Below are 17,735 nucleotides of genomic sequence, written 5' to 3' on the forward strand. Positions count from 1 at the left end.
GGTGTGCGCAAGCGAGGTGGGTGTGCGTGAACGCGTCAGGCCGAGGAGCCAGTCAGCGCGCGCACCAGGTCGTCCGGAAGGACGCGGCCGTCTTCGGCCACTTCCGCGTAGAGCTCGGCGAAGCGGCGGGCGTGGGCGGGAGAGTGGGCGCAGTACGCGCGCAGACCGCGCTCGACGTCGCGGCGTTCGGCCGCGGGCCGGTCCAGGTGGGAAAACCCGGGGGCGAGCCATTCGGTACCGCGGTAGCGGTCGAGCAGCTGGTCGAGCTTTGTCCTGGTGAGCTGGTCCACCCGAACACCTTCCACCAGCGCCCGTCGGGCGAACGGCTCGTGATCGGGAGCGAGGGCGTGCCGCCAGTGGCCGCCGAACTCGGCCGGCCCCTCGTCGACGACGGTGATCAACCAGCTGGAGCCGCCGCCCAGCCTGTCGGGCAGCGGGAGCGGCGTCTCGGCGACAACTTGGGTGAGGTCGAGGTCCTCCATGGCGGGGGCGCCCGGCGGGACAGGGACGACGCGGACGTCGGCTCGGTCGCCCAGGACGTCCAGTAGCCGTACCGAAGCGTGCCCGGGGCGAGAAGGGGCGGCCACCGACGGAGGACCCACGATGCCGCTGCCCACCTGGTCGAGCGGGACGAGGAAGTCGGCCGTGCTGAAGACCGCGGCGACCGGGCAGGTGATCCGGTCGACGTGCTCGACCGGCGAGTGGGCGGACCAACCGGTGCCGCTCAGGTCCTCGCTGTAGGCCGCGCGCAGTCCTTCCGCCATCGGCACGAGGACCGCTCGCAGCACCGGTACCGCAGGGTGGTCCGGCGGCGGATCGGCCGCCACTGTGGGGAGTGTGGCGAACAGGTGGGCGCCCTGATAGGTCAGGTTGACGATCGGGACCGTGGTCGCGGACACGGCCGCCGGGAATGCCTCGGCGGCGGTCAGCAGCGCCGCGTACCCCCCGGCGCTGCCACCGGCGTACACGATCGCGGCCGGGTCCACGAAGGGCATTCCCCGCACCAGATGGGCCAGGACGAAATCCGTGTTGGGACCCCGCACGAGAGGGTTGGCGCCCGGGAAGACCGAGTCCGGGGCGGGCTCACAAGGGGTCACCACGATCCAGCCGCGGCGCACGCGGTCCAGGGCCATCTGCTCGGGAAGCTCGTAACCGCAGTTGAACCACACAGGGACAGGCGGGTAAGGCTCTTGTTCGAGAGCCGACGGGACGAGGATCCTAGCGGTCGCCTCGTACGTCGCGCCGCGCAGATCCTCGGCGGTGAACCGCAAGTTGATCACGCCGACGTCTCCGCCATCCGGCATCGGACGGCTCTCCGTCCAAAGTTCCAGGACCCTCTCAGCGGGGTCGTCGGGACCGTCACCGACGAGGTGCTTCACCCAGGTCGCGTCGTTCACAGGTCTCCCTCCTCATAGGCGAATGTGTGGGTGCCCCCACCTACCACGTGCTTGGAACCGTCCCGCAGAACCACATCGGCGTGCATCCCGTCCGGGACCACCGCGCGGACGTGGATCCGGTCGCCCTGTCGCTCCCAGCCGCACTCGACGGTGCCGCCGTATGTGTCCAGCGACGCGCGCGCCCACTCCAGACCCGGCCCCGGCACGGGTTCGAGCCTGATCCGGGCGTATCCGGGCTCGGCCGGGCGGATGCCGGCGACCACCTTGTACAACCAGTCGGCGACCGCGCCGAGCGCGTAGTGGTTGAAGCTGGTCATCTCGCCGCTGTTGACCGTGCCGTCGGGCAGCATCGAGTCCCAGCGCTCCCAGATCGTGGTCGCGCCCATGGTGACCGGGTACAACCAGGACGGGCACTCGGTCTGCAGGAGCAGGCGGTAGGCGTCCTCGACGTGCCCCGTCTCGGTCAGTGCCCAGGTGACGTACGGGGTCCCGATGAAGCCGGTGGTGACACGGTGGCCGTTCTCCCGGACGATCTCCGCCAGCCGAGCCCCGGCGGCGCTCCGCCGACGGTCGTCGAGGAGCCCGAAACGGATCGCCAGGGCGTATACGGTCGCGCAGTCGGACCGGATCCGCCCGTCCGGCGCCACGTAGTGCGCGACGAACGCGGTCCTCGTCCGAGCAGCCAACTCCGCCCACCTGCGGTGGTCCTCGACATGGCCGAGCACGGCCGCTGCCTCGGCGGCGAACTCCGCGGACCGCACGAGGCAGGCGGTGGCGACGACGCCAGGGTCGGCCTTCGCGTCCGAGGGACGGTCCGGTGCCGCGTCCGGGTCGAGCCAGTCGCCCCACTGGAAGCCCTGGTCCCACAGCCCGGTGTCCGAGAGCGCGCCGACGACCGACTCCAGGTGCAGCACCATGCCGGGGTAATGCGCGGCGAGCCGGTCGCGGTCACCGTAGGCATGCCACAGTGCCTGGGGGACCCACACCGCTGCGTCTGCCCAGACCGCGGTCGGGACGTCGCGCATGGGCAGGTCGTCCGCACCGGGTGGCGGAGCGTACTTCAGCACGTCCGGCACCACGGCGGGCACGGCCCCGGTGCCGGAGTGGCGCGTCTCGGTCTCCAGGTCGAGGAGCCAGCCGTGCAGGAAGTCCGCGGCATCGAACTGGAAGCAGGCCGTCGGCGCGAACGCCGCGATGTCGCCGGTCCACCCCAGTCGCTCGTCGCGCTGCGGACAGTCCGTGGGCAGGGCGAGGAAGTTCCCCTTCTGTGAGCGCACGGAGTTCTCGACCAGCTGGTTCACGAGCGGCGAGGAACAGGAGAAGTTCCCGGTGCGACGGAGGTCGGAGTGGACGACGACGGCCTCCAGGTCTTCGACCGTCAACTCTCCCGGATATCCGATTACTTCGGCGTAGCGAAAACCGTGGAAGGTGAGAGTCGGCTCGAAGGCGTCGTCCTCGCCCGACAGGACGAACGTGTCGGTCGCATTCGCCGACCGCAGCGGCCGGACCGCCAACTCCCCTTCGGACAGCACCTCCGCGTGACGCAGGACTATCTCTGTCCCAGCCGCCCCGCGCGCACGCATCCGCACCCAGCCGACCAGGTTCTGCCCGAAGTCGACGAGCGTCCCACCGGAAGGCAGCACGCTGATATGGCGTGGCTTCAGGATCTCCTGACGGGTCACGACCGGACTCACCCTGGTGACGAACCGTGACCGGTCGACGTCCACTCGCCGCACCGGCAGCGCCTGCCGCGTCCCGCGCAACCGGGCGTCGATGCGCTGCCCGTCGTACAGGTTGTTCTCCACGGTGTCGGACGCGTGCGCCCGCCAACGCTCGCCGGTGCCCACCCGCTGTACGTGCCCGTCGGCGAACTCCACCTCCAGCTCGGCGATGAATCCCAGCTCGGGACCGTAGTTGAGCCGCATGCCGGTGAAGCCGAGATCGCCCCGCCACCAACCGTTGCCGAGGCGCACCTCGATGGTGTTCTCCGGCTCCAGGAGATGGTCCACGCGGTCCTCGCTCACCGGCAGGCGCCACTCGTAAGCCGACCAGCCGGGGGAGAGTAGGGCGTCGGACACCGGCCGGCCGTTGAGGCACGCCTCGTACACACCATGCGCGGTCGCGCTCAGGCGCGCGTTACGGACCTGCGCGGTGTCGCGGTCGAGTCGGAAGGAATGCGTGAGGACGACCGCCGCCGACCGTTCGGCGTCGCACGTGATCATGTCGCTGGAATCAAGCACACGGCTTCCCTGAGGTGTTGTCGATGGTGGGCAACGCACGCGGCAAAACCAAGTGATGGCTGCCGGCGGGGAGCTGACGGCTGCCACCGTCGGGGGCGACGAAGCGGATCGGTACGGGGCTGGAGACCGTGGCCTTCTCGCCTCGGATGTCGACCTCGACCTGTCCGTACGGTGTCGGAGCCGAACCCGCGATCTCGCGGAGCGGGCCTGGCCGGGGCGCGATCCGCACCCGCTCGAATCCGGGCAGGTCCGGAGCGATGCCCAGGACGTGCACCACCAGGTCGCGGGTCGGCGTGCTGGACCAGCCGTGCACCGGCGTGCCCCAGCCCCAGCACTCGCCGAACGTGTCGTAGCCGCCGTCAAGGAAGACCGACCAGTCGCGCACGAGGTCGACGATCCGCTCGGCGAGCCCCGCACGGGCCATGGCGTCGTGCACGGCGTAGCTGAAGAACGGCTGTGCCCGTACGACTTCCCGCTCGACGTCCCAGTCGATGCGCTGGATGCCGCGCCGCTGATCCTCTTCCTTCTGGATGTCGTAGCCCCCGTCACCGCCGATCCAGGACCGGGTGACGAGAGCGGACCGGTCGGTCATCGCCGTGGCGATCGCACGCCACCGCTCACGTGGCGCGAGACCGGACACGATCGCGGCGGCGTTCGCCGCCTGCGAGGCGGCCGGCCGGCGTTCACCGTCCACGAAGTGGTCGACGTACAGACCTCGGCGCGCGTCCCAGAAGTCCTCGAAGGAGGCGGCCACACCCGCGTGCCGCTCCCTGGCCCAGGCCGCGGAACCGGAGTTGCCCACCCAGTCGCACAGCTCCGCGTACTCGATGAGACCGCGGGCCCACAGTGCGGACACGATCGACGTGCGGCCGGTCGTGAAGACGCTGGACCAGTCCACCAGATTCCACTCCGGCAGATCGCTGAGCGTCCCGTGCTCGTCCAGGTGTTGCTCGTACCAGCGCAGCACCCGTTCCACGGTCGGCAGGTACGGGGCGAGGCGCTCGCGGTTTCCGGTGTAGCGGTAGAGGTTGTGCACACCATGGACCCAGTGGAGCGACCAGTCGGGGATGGTGAACCCCTGGAACTTCTCGAAGTCACCGGCCATGCTCAGCGGTAGGAGGCCGTCGGAGCGCGGCGAGTTGGCGAGCTCCGCATAGTGCTCCGCCAGACGCCAGTCCTCGTTCGTAGCCAGATGCACCATCTGGTGGACGACACCGTCGCCGGTCCAGGCGCGCTGCTCGCGGGTGGGGCAGTCCGTGAACGCGTCGAAGGAGTTCAGCTGCACCGTGCGGATGCCGGCTCGGTAGATCCGGTCGATCTCTTCGTCGTCGCTGCTGAAGTACGCCGACCCGATATGCGGGTAGACGTTCTCACGCACTACGACATCGACGATCGTCACCTCGGCGGCCCCGGGAGCGTACGTGGTGAGGTAGAGATAGCGAAGCCCGGCCAGCTCCAGTGCCGCGTACACCGACCGGCCGCCAGGACTGATGTACCGCGCCCCGGCCGCGTAGTCGGACGTGGTCTCGACGACGCCGACGGACTTGGCCTTCTCGCGGTATCCGAGCTCGAAGACGGTGCCGGCCGGGGCGTCCACGACCAGCTCCACGAAGCCTGCGGTCATGGCGCCGAAGTCGATGACCGCATCGAGCGTCCGGTCTGCTTCGAGCGCGGCGGAAAGCGGCAGGCGGCCCTCGGTGCAGACCGGATCGCCAGGCGACTCCAGATGCTGTACCACGCGTGAGCCCGGGTGCTCGCTCGCCCACACGGGCTTCTGACGGAGCCGGGCGTCCAGCACGGCGGCCGGGCGGATCGTGTCGCCGCCGAGTACAGCGATGGGGCGGGGGAGCAGCTTCCCGTACGGGCTGACCGGCGGCCGACTGCGTCCGAGCCCGCCCCAGTGCCGTGCCGTGAGGACCGTCGCCGTGGACCAGTGGCTGTCGTCGAAGCCGGGACGGGTCCACCCCGTCGGCAGTTCTCGGGCGTCCAGCACTTCGCAGGGCACGCCGAAGGTGCCCAGGGAGTGCCAGGCGGTGGAGCGGTGGACACGCCACGAGGCGTCGCTGACCAACTCGTCGGGCCCGCCCCCCAGGCAGTCCAGCACGAGGCACGCGTCTCCGTTGATTCCGCCCTCGGGCGCTGCCGCGAACCACCACGAGGTGGCACTGCCGTAGTAGGTGACCAGTACGGCGACCACGTTCGGGCCGGGCTCCAGGAACGGCGCGATGTCGAACGTCTCGTACCGCCAGCGGCGGGGCTGGGCCCGCACGGGCCCGCGCCCGGCCTCCTTGCCGTTGACCCACAGGACGAACCGGCTGTCCGCGGTGAGCCGCAGGGGCACGGTCATCGGCACGGAACCGAGGCGGAACTCCTTGCGGAAGAGCACGCGGGAGAATCCGCGCCCCGACAGCCCCCCGGAGGCTGTGTCGTCGCCCCCTGGGACCGGGGCCGGGTCGGCCCCGATCCAGTGGCCCCGCCAGGGCTCGTCGCGGTCACCGCCGGGGAGTCGTGCGCTCATGCCCCTGTCTCCAGCAGTTCTTTGCGCTTGCGGCGTCGGCGTGCCTGGACGTCGGGGTTCGGTACGGGTGTGGCCAATTGGAGCCTCTGTGTGTAGGGATGGGCAGGGCGGAGGGACACCTGCTCGCTGTCGCCGAGCTCGACGATCTCGCCGTCGTGCAGCACGGCGATGCGGTCGCTGATCTCCCGCACCACGCCCAGGTCGTGGCTGATGAAGAGGTAGGCCGCGCCGGTGTCGCGTTGGATCTCACGCAGGAGGTCGAGCACCTTGGCCTGCGTCGTCAGGTCGAGTGCGCTGGTGGGCTCGTCACAGATGATCAAGCTCGGCCGAAGGGCCAGAGCCCGGGCGATGGCGATGCGCTGCCGCTGGCCACCGGAGAACTCGTGCGGATGGCGCGCGCCGGTGTCGTCGGGGAGGCCGACCTGACGCAGCAGTTCCCGCACCCGCGTACGGCCGTCGCTCAGACCGGCCACGCGGAGCGGCTCCGTCAGGATGTCCTCGATCGTCATGGACGGATTGAGGGAGGAGTATGGGTCCTGGAAGACCACCTGGATGTCGCGGGCGAGATGACGCCGCCGGGACCGCGACAGACCGGTGATGTTCTGCCCGCGGAAGGTGATCGTCCCGCCCACGACCGGTGCGAGGCCCAGCAGTCCTCGCCCGATCGTGGTCTTCCCCGACCCGGACTCGCCGACGAGGCCCACGGTCTCGCCCGGCGCGATGGAGAACGAGACTCCCTTGACGATGTCGACCCGCTTCCGGCGGCTGCCGTAGGCGATCCTCATGTCCCGCACGTCGACCACCGCGGGCGGCTCGGTCTCGGATGTCGGCTCAGCCATCGGTGGGCACCTCCTCCAGGTCCACGACCCGGGTCGAGGACAACAGTTCCTTCGTGTACGGGTGGCGCGGGTGGGAGAAGATGCTCCGGACGTCCCCCGACTCGACGATGCGCCCGTCCTTCATCACGCTGACCGTGTCGCACAGGTCCGCGACGACACCGAAGTTGTGGGTCACGAGGAGCATTCCGAGGCCGCGTTCGTCGCGCAGTTCCCGCAGCAGGTCCAGGACCTCCGCCTGGACCGTGACGTCCAGGGCAGTGGTCGGTTCGTCGGCGATGATGACGTCCGGGCCGGCCGCGACCGCACCGCAGATCAGGACGCGTTGTGCCATCCCGCCGGATATCTGATGCGGATACAGGCCGAAGACGTGCTCCGGGTCCTTGATTCCGACGCGCGCGAGGAGAGCCAGCACCTCGCTCCTCGCCTCTGCCGCACTGAGGCGACGGACTGCGCGCAGACCCTGGACGAGTTGCGTGCCGACTGTGAAGCAGGGGTCCAGGTTCGTCATCGGCTCCTGCGGGACGTACGCGATGCGTCTCCCACGGCTGCGGGCCTGTGCCGCCGGATCCGCGAGCAGATCCTCGCCGTCGAAGACGACAGAGCCTCCGACCAGGGCATGGGCGCTCAGGATGCCGAGCACCGAGAACGCGGTCTGGGTCTTGCCGGATCCGGACTCGCCGACCAGACCCCGGATCTCTCCCGCGCGGATGTCGAGGTCGACGCCGTGCACCACCGCCGTCATACCTTCGTCCGCCGTGGGATACGCCACCCGCAGGCCACGTACGGACAGCAGGGCGTCCGTCGACGGCAGCGGTTCGTCCTCTGCTGTCTCCGTCTTCGGTCGCGCCGCGAATTCGGCGGCGAGTCGCGCCCGTCGGCGGCGCGGCATCGCGTGCTGCGCCGCACCCACCTGGAGCGCGTCGCGCAGCGCGTTGCCGAGCAGCACCAGGGCCAGACCCGTCAGGCTGATCAGTGTCGCGGGCCAGACCACGCTCCAGGCGTTGGTGTAGATGTTCGCGAAGGCCTCCTGGAGCATCGCACCCCAAGAGGCCTTGGACGGATCACCGAGGCCGAGGAAGTCCACGGCGGCCTGGATCGCGATGCCTCCGCCGAGCACGAACGCGCTCTGGATGATGACGGGTGCGCGCACGGCCCACAGGATGTGACGCCCGACGATACGAGTGTCCGAAAGCCCCATGACCTTGGCGGCGTCCACATAGAGTTCGCCGCGAACGCCGAGGACCACGCCCCGCACGAGCCGGAAGTAGGCCGGTGCCACCAGAACGCCGAACACCGTCATGGCGGCGACGAGATTGGGCCCGGTGAGCGTGTACAGCGCGATCAGCAGCACGATTCCGGGCAGCGTCATGATCAGGTCGGAGATCCAGTTGATGAGTGGATCGGCCGCCCCCCGCCGGTATCCCGCGACCAGGCCGGCCGGAACACCCGCGACCAGCGCACTGCACAGGATGATGACGCAGGCGAAGAGCGTCCGCTGTGTGCCCCACATGAGACGGGACAGGATGTCCCGCCCCGATCCGTCGCCGCCGAGGAGGTGCCCGGGGCTGAAGGGCGGCGCGTTCACGGCGTCGAGCTGTGTCGCGTTCGGTGCGTACGGCGCGAGCCACGGGCTGGAGAGACCGAACAGGATCGCGGCGGCCAGGAACACGAGGCATGCCAGGGCCATCGGATTGTGCAGGAGGCGCCTCACCCAGGCGCTCCGGCCGCGCCCGGCCGGAGCCGGCTCGGCCGCTTCCAGGGGCGCCGCGACGGGCTGCGTCGTCATGACGCCCTCGCTTTCGGATTGAGTGCTGCGGTGAGCAGGTCGGTCAGCAGGTTCACGACCGTCACCAGGAGCACGGTGACGGCGACACATCCCATGACCACCGGGACGTCGCTGCGAGATGCAGAGTCGGCGACGAGGACACCCATGCCGGGCAGCGCGAAGACCTGCTCGATGATCACGACACCGCCGAGCAGCCCGATGGTCAGCAAGGAGAGGACGGTCAGCCCCGGCCCGCCCGCGTTCCGCAGGACGTGCCGGTAGACGATCGCCCGCTCGGACATCCCCCTGGCGCGCAACGTACGGACGAAGTCACGTTCGAGTACGTCCTTGACCGCACTGCGGAACTGGGCAGCCGCGCTCGCGATGGAGCCGACGAGAATCGCGATCACGGGCAGGGTGACCGAGGCCGCCCACCCGCCGATCCCGACGTCGGGGGAGACGTATCCCGTGGCCGGGAAGATCGGTAGGGCGACGGCGAAAGCGAAGACGAGACCGATCGCCACGATGAAAGAGGGAACCGCCCCGCCTATCACGGAGAGGAACTGGAGCAGCCGGTCCGGCCAGCCGCCGCGGACGGCCGAGGCAACCCCCATCCAGACGCTGAGGACGATGGTGAGGACCAGGCTGATGACCATCAGCGCGAGCGTGACGGGGAACCTGATCTGAAGCGTGGACATGACCGGTTGCCCGGTGAAGAACGACTGCCCCAGATCACCGTGGAACAGGCTGGCGAGCCAGTGCTGGTACTGATCCAGCAGCGGCCTGTCCAGACCCAGTTGGACGACCTGGGCTTGCACGGCCTCGTCGGTCGCGCTCACACCGACGATATTGCGGGCGATGGCGACGGGCTTTGCGTACACCAACGCGAAGGTCACGAAGGTGACAGCGAGGAAGACCGCCGCGGCCCTGGCGACACGGATGCAGATGACTTTGACCATGAGAGGCGCCACTCTTGAGGGGTGGTTACCGGAAGTCGCTCAGCTTGGGAGCGAGCTGGTTGGGGTCGCTGGACTTCTTGATGCTGATGGCCTTCGGGTCGTAGCCGAAGAAGCTGTCCATGTACACCCACGGCGCGAACCACGCCTGGTCGATGACGTGCTGGTTGATCTCCCGCTGCGCTGTGTCGGCCGTCTCGCCCTTGCTGGTGAGAATGGTCTGCCAGAGCCGGTCGATCGTGGGGTCGGCGACCTTGTGGGTGTTCCAGGCCGAGGTCGGCAGCAGGGCGCCGTCGATGGTCAGGCGGGAGTCGCCGTGGTTGCCGAGCGGCCAGAAGATGATGGGGTACTTGCCGCTGAGCACGTCCAGGAGAGCGTTGGACCCGGACAACGTGACCTGCTTGGCCTTGATGTTGAGTTCCTTCAGGCCCTGGAGGACCACCGGCATGGCGGTGTCGTGGCCGGTACCGGCGATGAAGGGGATCTCCACGGAGAAGCCGTCGGCGTATCCGGCATCGGCCATGAGCTTCTTGGCGGCCGTGAGGTCATAGGGGTATGGATCCTTGATGCCGTCGATCCAGGCCGTGCTGTTCTCGCGGAAGATCTGCGGGGTGGGCTGGGCCTGTCCCTGGTAGAGCTTCTGTGCGATGGCGGTCTTGTCGAAAACCATGTTGATGGCGCGGCGGACTCGGACGTCGCCGAGTGCGGGGACGGTCTTGCCCTTGCGGTCCGTGATGAGCAGCCCGGCCCACTGTCCGTGCTGCGTCACCGACTTCAGGCCCGAGGACTTGAGCTGGCTCAGTGCCGAGGCGTCGGTGATCGCACCGGAGATCTGTCCCGTCTTCAGGGCGTTGATGCGTGCCGTCCGGTCGCCAAGGACCTTCAGAGTGATCTTCTTGTACGGATAGTGGTCCGCGTTCCAGTGGTCCGGGTTCTTGGTGAGCACGTAGACCGAACCGGGCTTGGAGGCGGCCGCGTCGTAGCGGTAGGGGCCGGAGCCCACCGGTGCCACGTCCCGCTTCTTCGACTTGAGGTATTCGGGACTGGCGATGGCACCCGAGCTCATGCACATGATCGTGGTGAGGTACGACTTCGGCTCCGGCGTCGTCAAGACCACGGTTTCGGCGTCCGGTGACGAGACCTTGACACCGGGGAGGAAGCTCTTTCCGCCCGGTGAGTTCACCTGGTACTCCAGTGCGGTCTTAACCGCCGAACCGTCCAGCTCGGTGCCGTCGCTGAACTTCATCCCATCCCGCAGATGCAGGGTGAGCTTGGTGTTGTTATCCGTGAACTCGTAACTCTTGGCGATGTTCGGCGAGATGTTGCCGACCTCGTCGCAGGTGAAGATCGTGTCGTACACCGCGTCCGAAGCCCACTGCACGGATCCCGGAAGCAACTTGGCCGGGTCCCAGCCAGGAATGTCCATCTCGAGCCCCAGGACCAGGTTGTCCTTACTGCTGGCGCCGGCGGCCCCGCCCGCACCGCCGCTGTCCGAACCCGCACTCGTGCAGCCGCTCATGACGAGTGCCGTCAGGAGCAGAGCGCTGCCCGTGACGGACGGAAGACCCCGGCGTCTTCTGATTGACATGTGTACTCCTCGACACGGTCCGGCCCCGCGGTTGTCCGCGAGGGCGGGGGAGTTGATGAAGGGATGGGGCAGCTCCTGGGGCGGCCCTCATGGGGGTCGACACCGGCCCTGGATGACTCAGACCTGTGAAACGGTTTCTGAGCTTTACTTGGAGTCTAGGTCTGGTGGCGTGAAAGCTGTCAAGCCCTGTGCAGTGGCTTCTGTCGTGAAGGCGGCCAGATAGCCGGCGGGGTGGTGCATTCGGCTCGCGCTGTTTGTGGCCGTGTCGAGACGAGGTGTAAAAGGGTTCACAAGATTGCCTTCGGGGGCATGCGGACGCTGCAATCCGATGCCGCTCGGCCCTGGGGCCCCTACGCCTCGCCATGTACAGGAGGATCAGGTGAACGTCCCCCGTGTCACGATTCGCGACGTCGCACGTGCCGCGGGTGTCTCACCCGCGGCGGTGTCCAAGGTGCTCAACGACGGTTACGGAGTCAGTGCGGTGATGCGGGAGAAGGTTCTGCACGCCGTGGGTGAGCTGGGGTACCGGCCGAACGCGGCCGCTCGTGCCATGCGGGGAAGGTCTCACACCGTCGGCGTCGTGGCCGATATTCGCGAGCCGATCGTGGGGCAGATCACAGAGGGCATCCAGGAAGGTCTCGAGGAATCCTCGCTCGATGTTCTGCTCGCACCAGCCGGAAGCGCTCGGGCACGTCAGCGCAGCTGTATCGACGCGATGCTGCACCGGAACCCGGACGGGCTGATCCTGGTTGTCCCCGCCCTGGCGTACAGCGCGTTGGAGGCTCTCGGGCAGATGATCCCGACCGTTCTGATAGGCAGACACGGCGGTGGCCGTCACTTCGACAGCGTGATGGACGACGACGCGATGGGCGCCAGGCTCGCCGTGGAGCATCTCGCCGGTCTGGGGCACGAGCGGATCTGTCATATCGCCATGCCGATGGGTGGGTTCCGCCGCCCTTCGGTGCTACCGCAGACGGCACGCGAGGACGGCTACGTCGCAGCGATGCGCGACCACGGCCTGGAGCCCGACGTCATCACGACCGACTACAGCGAAGAGGGTGGCCACACGGGTGCGTTGACCGCGCTGGAGCGCGCGGAACCGCCGACGGCCGTCTTTGCAGGCACCGACACAGTTGCACTGGGGGTGTTGCGGGCAGCCCATGAACGCGGCCTGCGAGTCCCGGAGGACCTGGCGGTGGTCGGCGCGGACAACATCCCGGTGGGCGCGCTGCCCCAGATCTCCCTCACCACCATCGATCCCGCCGGCAAGCTGAACGGTTCGACGAGCGCCCGGCTCATGCGCGAACGCATCGACGGTCGCCGCAATCCCGTAACCCACGCCATCACACCGTCGCTGATCATCCGAGGGACGACGGAACCACGAAGAGAGAGTGACCACCGATGACGAGAGCCTCCAACGCCTTGCACACGGCCATCAGGCCCGGCCAGGTGTGGCGAGACACGAACGGCAACCGGATCCAGGCCCACGGCGGCTCGATCCTGCATCACGACGGCACTTTCTACTGGTACGGCGAGAACAAGGAGAGATCGACACCCGGAAGCGGCGTATGGCACTGGGGGATCCGGTGCTACTCCTCGACGGATCTCTACAACTGGACCGACGAAGGCCTGATCATCCCGCCCGACGAGGACGATCCCACCTCACCGTTGCACCCGGCGCAGATGGTGGACCGGCCGCACATCATCCATGACGCGCGATCGGGCCGGTACGTGTGCTGGCTGAAGGTCATGGGCGCCGACGGCGTTCAGACCGCGACGATACTTGTCGCCGACCGTCTGCTCGGCCCCTACGAGATCGTGCGTACCGGGCTGCGCCCTCTCGGTATGAGCGCCGGAGACTTCGATCTCGCCGTCGCACCCGACGACGGCAAGGCCTACACCTACTTCGAGCGGGTCCACAGCGAGCTCATCTGTGCGGACCTCACCGACGACTACACCGGCGTCACGGGCTACTACTCCACCCACTTCCCCCGGCGGCAGCCGCCTGAAGTCCGGGAAGCTCCGTCCTACTTCAGCCGCCACGGGCTGCACTACCTGATCACGTCGGGCACCACTGCGTACTTCCCGAACCAGTCCGAAGCCGCTGTCGCGCAGACATACCACGGACCGTGGACCGTCCTCGGCGACCCTCACCCCGCGGATCCCACGGGCACGTCTTTCCGATCGCAGGTCAGCTCGGTCTTCCGGCATCCGGGCAAGAAGGACTTGTACATCGCGCTCGCGGACCGGTGGTTGCCGGACGTCCCTGCGGAAGTGGCCCAGCAGGCGCCCGGGCACTTCAGGCGCTTGTTCTCGGGTGAGGCGACCGGGCTTCGCACCCCCTTGGACGCGGTGGTGGTCGACACGTCCCGTGCCGACTACGTGTGGCTGCCCCTGCGGTTCCAGGGCGACATGCCGATCCTCGACTGGCGCGACGAGTGGCGGATCGAGGATTTTCAATGAGGAAAAATGAATCGATCCAAAGACCTTGACGTGGAGTAAAGGTGCCTCTACGTTACTCGCCGTTAACCCGTTCTCGCTGCGGTCGGACGCCGCGCATCGACGGACGACCTCCGACGAGCCGCACCCCTGGAGGCACCATGAGAAGACGAAGCATTCTCTTGCTCTCCGCCGCTGTTCCCCTGGCGGCCGCCCTCGGCCTGCTCACCGCACCCGCCCACGCTCAGACCTCCGCCTACGACTCGACCACCAAGTACGTGGCGATGGGGGACTCCTACTCCGCCGGTGTCGGCGGGGCCACCACCGACCTGGACTGCGGTCGCAGCCCACAGGGCTATCCCGCGCTCTGGGCCAAGGCCCACGGCATCACCTCGTTCACCGATGTGACCTGTGGTGGCGCGGTGACCGTCGACGTGCTGAGCAAGCAGCTCTCCGGGCTGTCCGCCGACACCGACGTCGTCACCATCACCATCGGGGGCAACGACACCGGCTGGGGAGAGAAGGTGCTGACCTGCCTGCAGTCCGGTGACGCGGCCTGCACCGCCGCCGTCGACCAGGCGGTGGCGAACATGCCGGCCGTCGGCTCCAAGGTCGACGCGACCTACGCCGCGATCAAGAATGCGGCGCCGAACGCGGACGTCTATGTGCTCGGCTACCCGAACCTGTTCGAGGCCACGGCTTCGTGCAGCGTGTGGATCGCCCCCAATCAGTTCCAGCGCAAGGAACTCAACCGGTTCGCCAGGGCGCTCAACCAGACCCTGTCCGCCAGCGTCGCCAAGGCCGGCTTCCGCTTCGTCGATGCTCAGCCGTTCTTCGCCGGGCACGCTGTCTGCTCCAGCAAGTCGTGGATCTACCCCATCGTCAACCTCACTGCGCTCCACCCCACGGCCGACGGCTACCGCCTCGGCTACCTGCCGGCGCTCACTTCAGCCACCGGCTGACCGCCAGTGCGGTTGGGCCCGATGGGGGAAGGGCCCAACCGCACTGCTCCTCCTCTCCGTTGCCAACATCCCCAGCGGGTTTGTGCGTGAGGTTGACTACGCAGCCCCGAGATTCTGACGTCACCGACGGCGACGTGCTCACCACCCTTGACGCCGCTTTCGCATCCGGGTGGGGCGACGTCCTCGTCTTCCGGGGTGTAGTGGGCGCCCCGGGCGAGAAGGTAATCGGCGTGCTCGCGCTGGGTGTGCATGGCGTCTGGTGACGACGGCGCCGACCCGCTCGGCGACGGGTGCCCGGCAGCGACTGAAAGCAGGTGATCTCGTTGGCCCTTCTGCCGACGTCCAGTCTGGCGAGGTCGCACCGGTCGGCACCGTGCACACGGTGAGAGCAAGCACGACAGTCAGGCGGTTGCCCGACCCGCCTGGGGCACGCGGGTCGGGGACCTTGGCCTCTTATCATCGACTGAGAGCCTGACCAAGTGGGGAAAGGTCGGGAAGGTGGCAGCTCGTCTACCTTAGGAGCCTTCCTGTGGCTGCGCAGTTTATGGATGCCAAGCAGACCGCCGAATACCTCAACGTTTCGCTGACTTGGCTATACCGTGATGCGCGTCGTCATGGGTTGGCGGCGTACAAGTTCGGCAGTGGCCGTAACGCCAAGCTGCAGTTCAAGATCAGTGACGTTCAGAGGTGGGTCTGTCAGCAGCAAGCTGCGTGAGCGTGGTCAGGGGGGTGAGGCATCGTATCCGAAATATCGCACCCCCCCCTGACCGAGCGTCATGCGACTAGCGCCATGTCCAGTACCTTGGCCGCTTGGCCGATGGATCCCGGCATGAGGTGGCGGTAGATCTTGAAGGTGACGTCGAGGTTCCGATGCCCCATCCAATCGGCGACGTCTGTAATCGGGACCCCATGGCTCAGACAGTTCGAAGCGAAGAAGTGGCGTAGCCCGTACAGCACCATCCCGTCCGGGATGTCTGCCGTTCCCGCGGCCTTCAGCCGGCGCCACTGATTTGCCATTTCCCAGTGAGGGTACGGCTGGGTCGGGTCTGTCGTTCGGCGGAGCAGATAGCCGTCGATCGAGCCATGCTTCTCCGCGTACTCCTCGATCGTGTCCCTGACGCTGGAAGGCAGCGGGACGTCACGGTGCTGCCAGGCCTTCCGGTGCTTCAAGGGGCCGTACCTCCCTGTTGACATGATGACCTGCTCCTTGATGCGGTAGACGTCGTCCGCGACGATGTTATTGAGGTTCACCGCTGCGGCTTCGCCATTCCGCAGCCCGCAGCCGCTCATCAGGTCGACGATCAGCTTGAATGCGTCGTCCCCCGCTTCGCGCAGGGAGTGGAGCTGGCGCAGGGTAGGGATGACCGCGCGGGACGGATCGTACTGAGGAGGCTTCACGCCGGTGAGAGGGCTCTCCGCGTAGAGGCCGAGCTGATGCGCATCCAGGAGAATTGCCCGCAGTTTGTCGAAGGCGTTGGCTTGTGTAGCCATGCCCGCGCTTGCCTGCTCCATGGTCCGGATGAAGCCGTCGACCACCTTGTGATCGAAGCTGTTCATGTGCCGGCTGCCGAGTGCCGGGAGGATGTGGTGCTCCATCAGTGACTCGAGGTGGCGCAGGGACGCAGGTGCCAGGTGTCGCTGCCCAGCGATCCACTCGGTCGCGTACTCCTGGAAGCGCATCGATCCGTATTTCTGTATCCGTTCAGCCCTTGCCTGGGACGAAGGACGTCCCCTCTTCTCCTTGTAGATCTCCGTCAAGCGAGAGATGGCCAGATCCTGGGTGCTGAATCCTGTTTCCTCTGTCTGCCTACCAGAGGCGCTGCGATAGCGAATCGTGTATGGGTGGAGGCACTTTGACCAGCGATTCTGTGGGTGCTCGCACTCCTTGAAGAATGCTCCCATGCCATGTGCGAGTGTGCGTGCCGCCATCTCCGAAGACTCCTTGTTTCCAATGCTGACCTTTTGCTGACCAGGGATGGTCCCCGAGCCTCCTGACCTGGGGGGAAACGGCATTTCCGTGATATGTGGTGGAACTTCATCGCTGGTTCGCACGACGATGTCAGTCGTGCACGCGAGGACTGGATGAAGGGGGTCAGGTTCGGTGACGTGAACGGGTATGAAGGGGGGCGCCTGTCCGCTCCTGAACTGCCGCCCGGATCCTTGAAGCCGCGGGGTCGGACGCGCTGATCAGGGGATCTTGTGCGCGCGGCGGGCGGGGGTGGTCTGAGTGCGACCGGGACCAGAACGTTGGGGCTGATTCGCATTTGCGCGTTTGCTGTGAGGGGCGTTTGCGTCCAGCCGTCGAGTGCGGGTGTCGCCAGGTGTGACCAGGTCCAGCCGGACCAGTGCTGACCCAATGCTGACCCAATGCTGACTTTTTTGATAGGTCGTCAGTTCTTGGGCTCGTGGGCTCGGTGTGCGTCCGGGCTCATCTCGACGGGTGTCCTGGAGCCTGGATGGGGCTGGTGTCCGGCAGTCAGCGGTTTGCGGGCGCGAAAGCTCTTCGGCCGGACCGCTCGCCATGCAGGTGGTGCTACGGCTTTGGAGGGATTCCACAACGGGGCCTCGGTGGCTGTGAAAGTGCTCGCGCGGACAGGACCCGGGGCGGGCAACCCCCTCTTCGGTGTCCACCGGTACACCTCCTCTCGCGCAGAGAGGACGGCCGCTGCTCCCCACGGACAGGTTCATGAGGGCCGGGCCTCCGCGTCGGCGGGGAAGAGGGGCGCGCCCGGAGGTGTTCTTTGCTCGGAACATCCCCGCGTCGGCGAGGAAGACGACCTCGACACCTCCGCGAAAATGTCCGCGGTCGGAACACCCCCGAGTCGGCGGGAAAGACAGCATCGGTCGGCCCGGCGCCGTCACCCTGAGCGGACCCCCCCGTTACCTTTTCCGTGGCTTCGCAATAGGGCCTTCGGTCTTCGGGCCCGGCATGACTTCCCCCGTTATGTTTTCTGCGGCTCCGCAATGGGGCCGCTGGCCTCCGGGCCTGGCATGACTGTGTCCCCCTGTCGAACGGATGACCTGGGGGGTG

12 protein-coding genes are annotated in these 17,735 nt (G+C 67.6%); 4 read left to right on the top strand and 8 right to left on the bottom strand.

Annotation, left to right across the window (positions count from 1 at the left end; genetic code table 11):
• Positions 1-35: 35 nt before the first annotated feature.
• The 7 genes from ACFXOA_RS29020 to ACFXOA_RS29050 are packed head-to-tail and all read right to left on the bottom strand — an operon-like array spanning position 36 to position 11,303.
• Positions 36-1,397 carry a hypothetical protein gene (locus ACFXOA_RS29020; RefSeq protein ID WP_385034591.1) on the bottom strand — a complete coding sequence of 454 codons (1,362 nt, stop codon included), beginning with the start codon at positions 1,395-1,397 and terminating at the stop codon, positions 36-38.
• Positions 1,394-3,637, bottom strand: a complete 2,244-nt coding sequence (locus ACFXOA_RS29025; RefSeq protein ID WP_385034593.1) for a family 78 glycoside hydrolase catalytic domain — start codon at positions 3,635-3,637, stop codon at positions 1,394-1,396. Before ACFXOA_RS29025 ends, ACFXOA_RS29020 begins: the two co-directional genes overlap by 4 nt.
• Positions 3,630-6,155 carry a family 78 glycoside hydrolase catalytic domain gene (locus tag ACFXOA_RS29030; protein WP_385034595.1) on the bottom strand — a complete coding sequence of 842 codons (2,526 nt, stop codon included), beginning with the start codon at positions 6,153-6,155 and terminating at the stop codon, positions 3,630-3,632. The genes ACFXOA_RS29025 and ACFXOA_RS29030 overlap by 8 nt, the downstream gene beginning before the upstream one ends.
• Positions 6,152-6,994 carry an ABC transporter ATP-binding protein gene (locus tag ACFXOA_RS29035; RefSeq protein WP_385034597.1) on the bottom strand — a complete coding sequence of 281 codons (843 nt, stop codon included), beginning with the start codon at positions 6,992-6,994 and terminating at the stop codon, positions 6,152-6,154. Before ACFXOA_RS29035 ends, ACFXOA_RS29030 begins: the two co-directional genes overlap by 4 nt.
• Positions 6,987-8,780: a dipeptide/oligopeptide/nickel ABC transporter permease/ATP-binding protein gene (locus ACFXOA_RS29040; protein ID WP_385034599.1), complete on the bottom strand. Its 1,794-nt coding sequence runs from the start codon at positions 8,778-8,780 to the stop codon at positions 6,987-6,989. Before ACFXOA_RS29040 ends, ACFXOA_RS29035 begins: the two co-directional genes overlap by 8 nt.
• The gene (locus ACFXOA_RS29045) at positions 8,777-9,718 is read right to left on the bottom strand and encodes an ABC transporter permease (protein ID WP_385034601.1); all 942 of its coding nucleotides are present in this window, start codon (positions 9,716-9,718) and stop codon (positions 8,777-8,779) included. Before ACFXOA_RS29045 ends, ACFXOA_RS29040 begins: the two co-directional genes overlap by 4 nt.
• A 25-nt stretch (positions 9,719-9,743) precedes the next feature.
• Positions 9,744-11,303, bottom strand: a complete 1,560-nt coding sequence (locus ACFXOA_RS29050; RefSeq protein WP_362552216.1) for an ABC transporter substrate-binding protein — start codon at positions 11,301-11,303, stop codon at positions 9,744-9,746.
• 379 nt (positions 11,304-11,682) lie between these two features.
• Here ACFXOA_RS29050 and ACFXOA_RS29055 point away from each other — a divergent pair, with 379 nt between their 5' ends.
• The 4 genes from ACFXOA_RS29055 to ACFXOA_RS29070 all read left to right on the top strand — a co-directional run bounded on the left by ACFXOA_RS29055 (position 11,683) and on the right by ACFXOA_RS29070 (position 15,419).
• Positions 11,683-12,708: a LacI family DNA-binding transcriptional regulator gene (locus tag ACFXOA_RS29055; RefSeq protein WP_385034603.1), complete on the top strand. Its 1,026-nt coding sequence runs from the start codon at positions 11,683-11,685 to the stop codon at positions 12,706-12,708.
• Positions 12,705-13,766 carry a family 43 glycosylhydrolase gene (locus tag ACFXOA_RS29060; protein WP_385034605.1) on the top strand — a complete coding sequence of 354 codons (1,062 nt, stop codon included), beginning with the start codon at positions 12,705-12,707 and terminating at the stop codon, positions 13,764-13,766. Before ACFXOA_RS29055 ends, ACFXOA_RS29060 begins: the two co-directional genes overlap by 4 nt.
• Before the next feature lie 137 nt (positions 13,767-13,903).
• The gene (locus ACFXOA_RS29065) at positions 13,904-14,704 is read left to right on the top strand and encodes an SGNH/GDSL hydrolase family protein (protein WP_385034607.1); all 801 of its coding nucleotides are present in this window, start codon (positions 13,904-13,906) and stop codon (positions 14,702-14,704) included.
• Between the two features lie 529 nt (positions 14,705-15,233).
• Entirely contained in the window at positions 15,234-15,419 is a 186-nt protein-coding gene (locus ACFXOA_RS29070) for a helix-turn-helix domain-containing protein (RefSeq protein WP_365098010.1), read from the top strand.
• Positions 15,420-15,478: 59 nt separating this feature from the next.
• Here the strand turns inward: ACFXOA_RS29070 and ACFXOA_RS29075 are convergent, their stop codons facing one another.
• Entirely contained in the window at positions 15,479-16,462 is a 984-nt protein-coding gene (locus tag ACFXOA_RS29075; RefSeq protein WP_385034609.1) for a tyrosine-type recombinase/integrase, read from the bottom strand.
• Between the last annotated feature and the right edge of the window lie 1,273 nt (positions 16,463-17,735).

The sequence above is a fragment of the Streptomyces sp. NPDC059166 genome (assembly GCF_042755185.1).
Classification (GTDB): domain Bacteria; phylum Actinomycetota; class Actinomycetes; order Streptomycetales; family Streptomycetaceae; genus Streptomyces.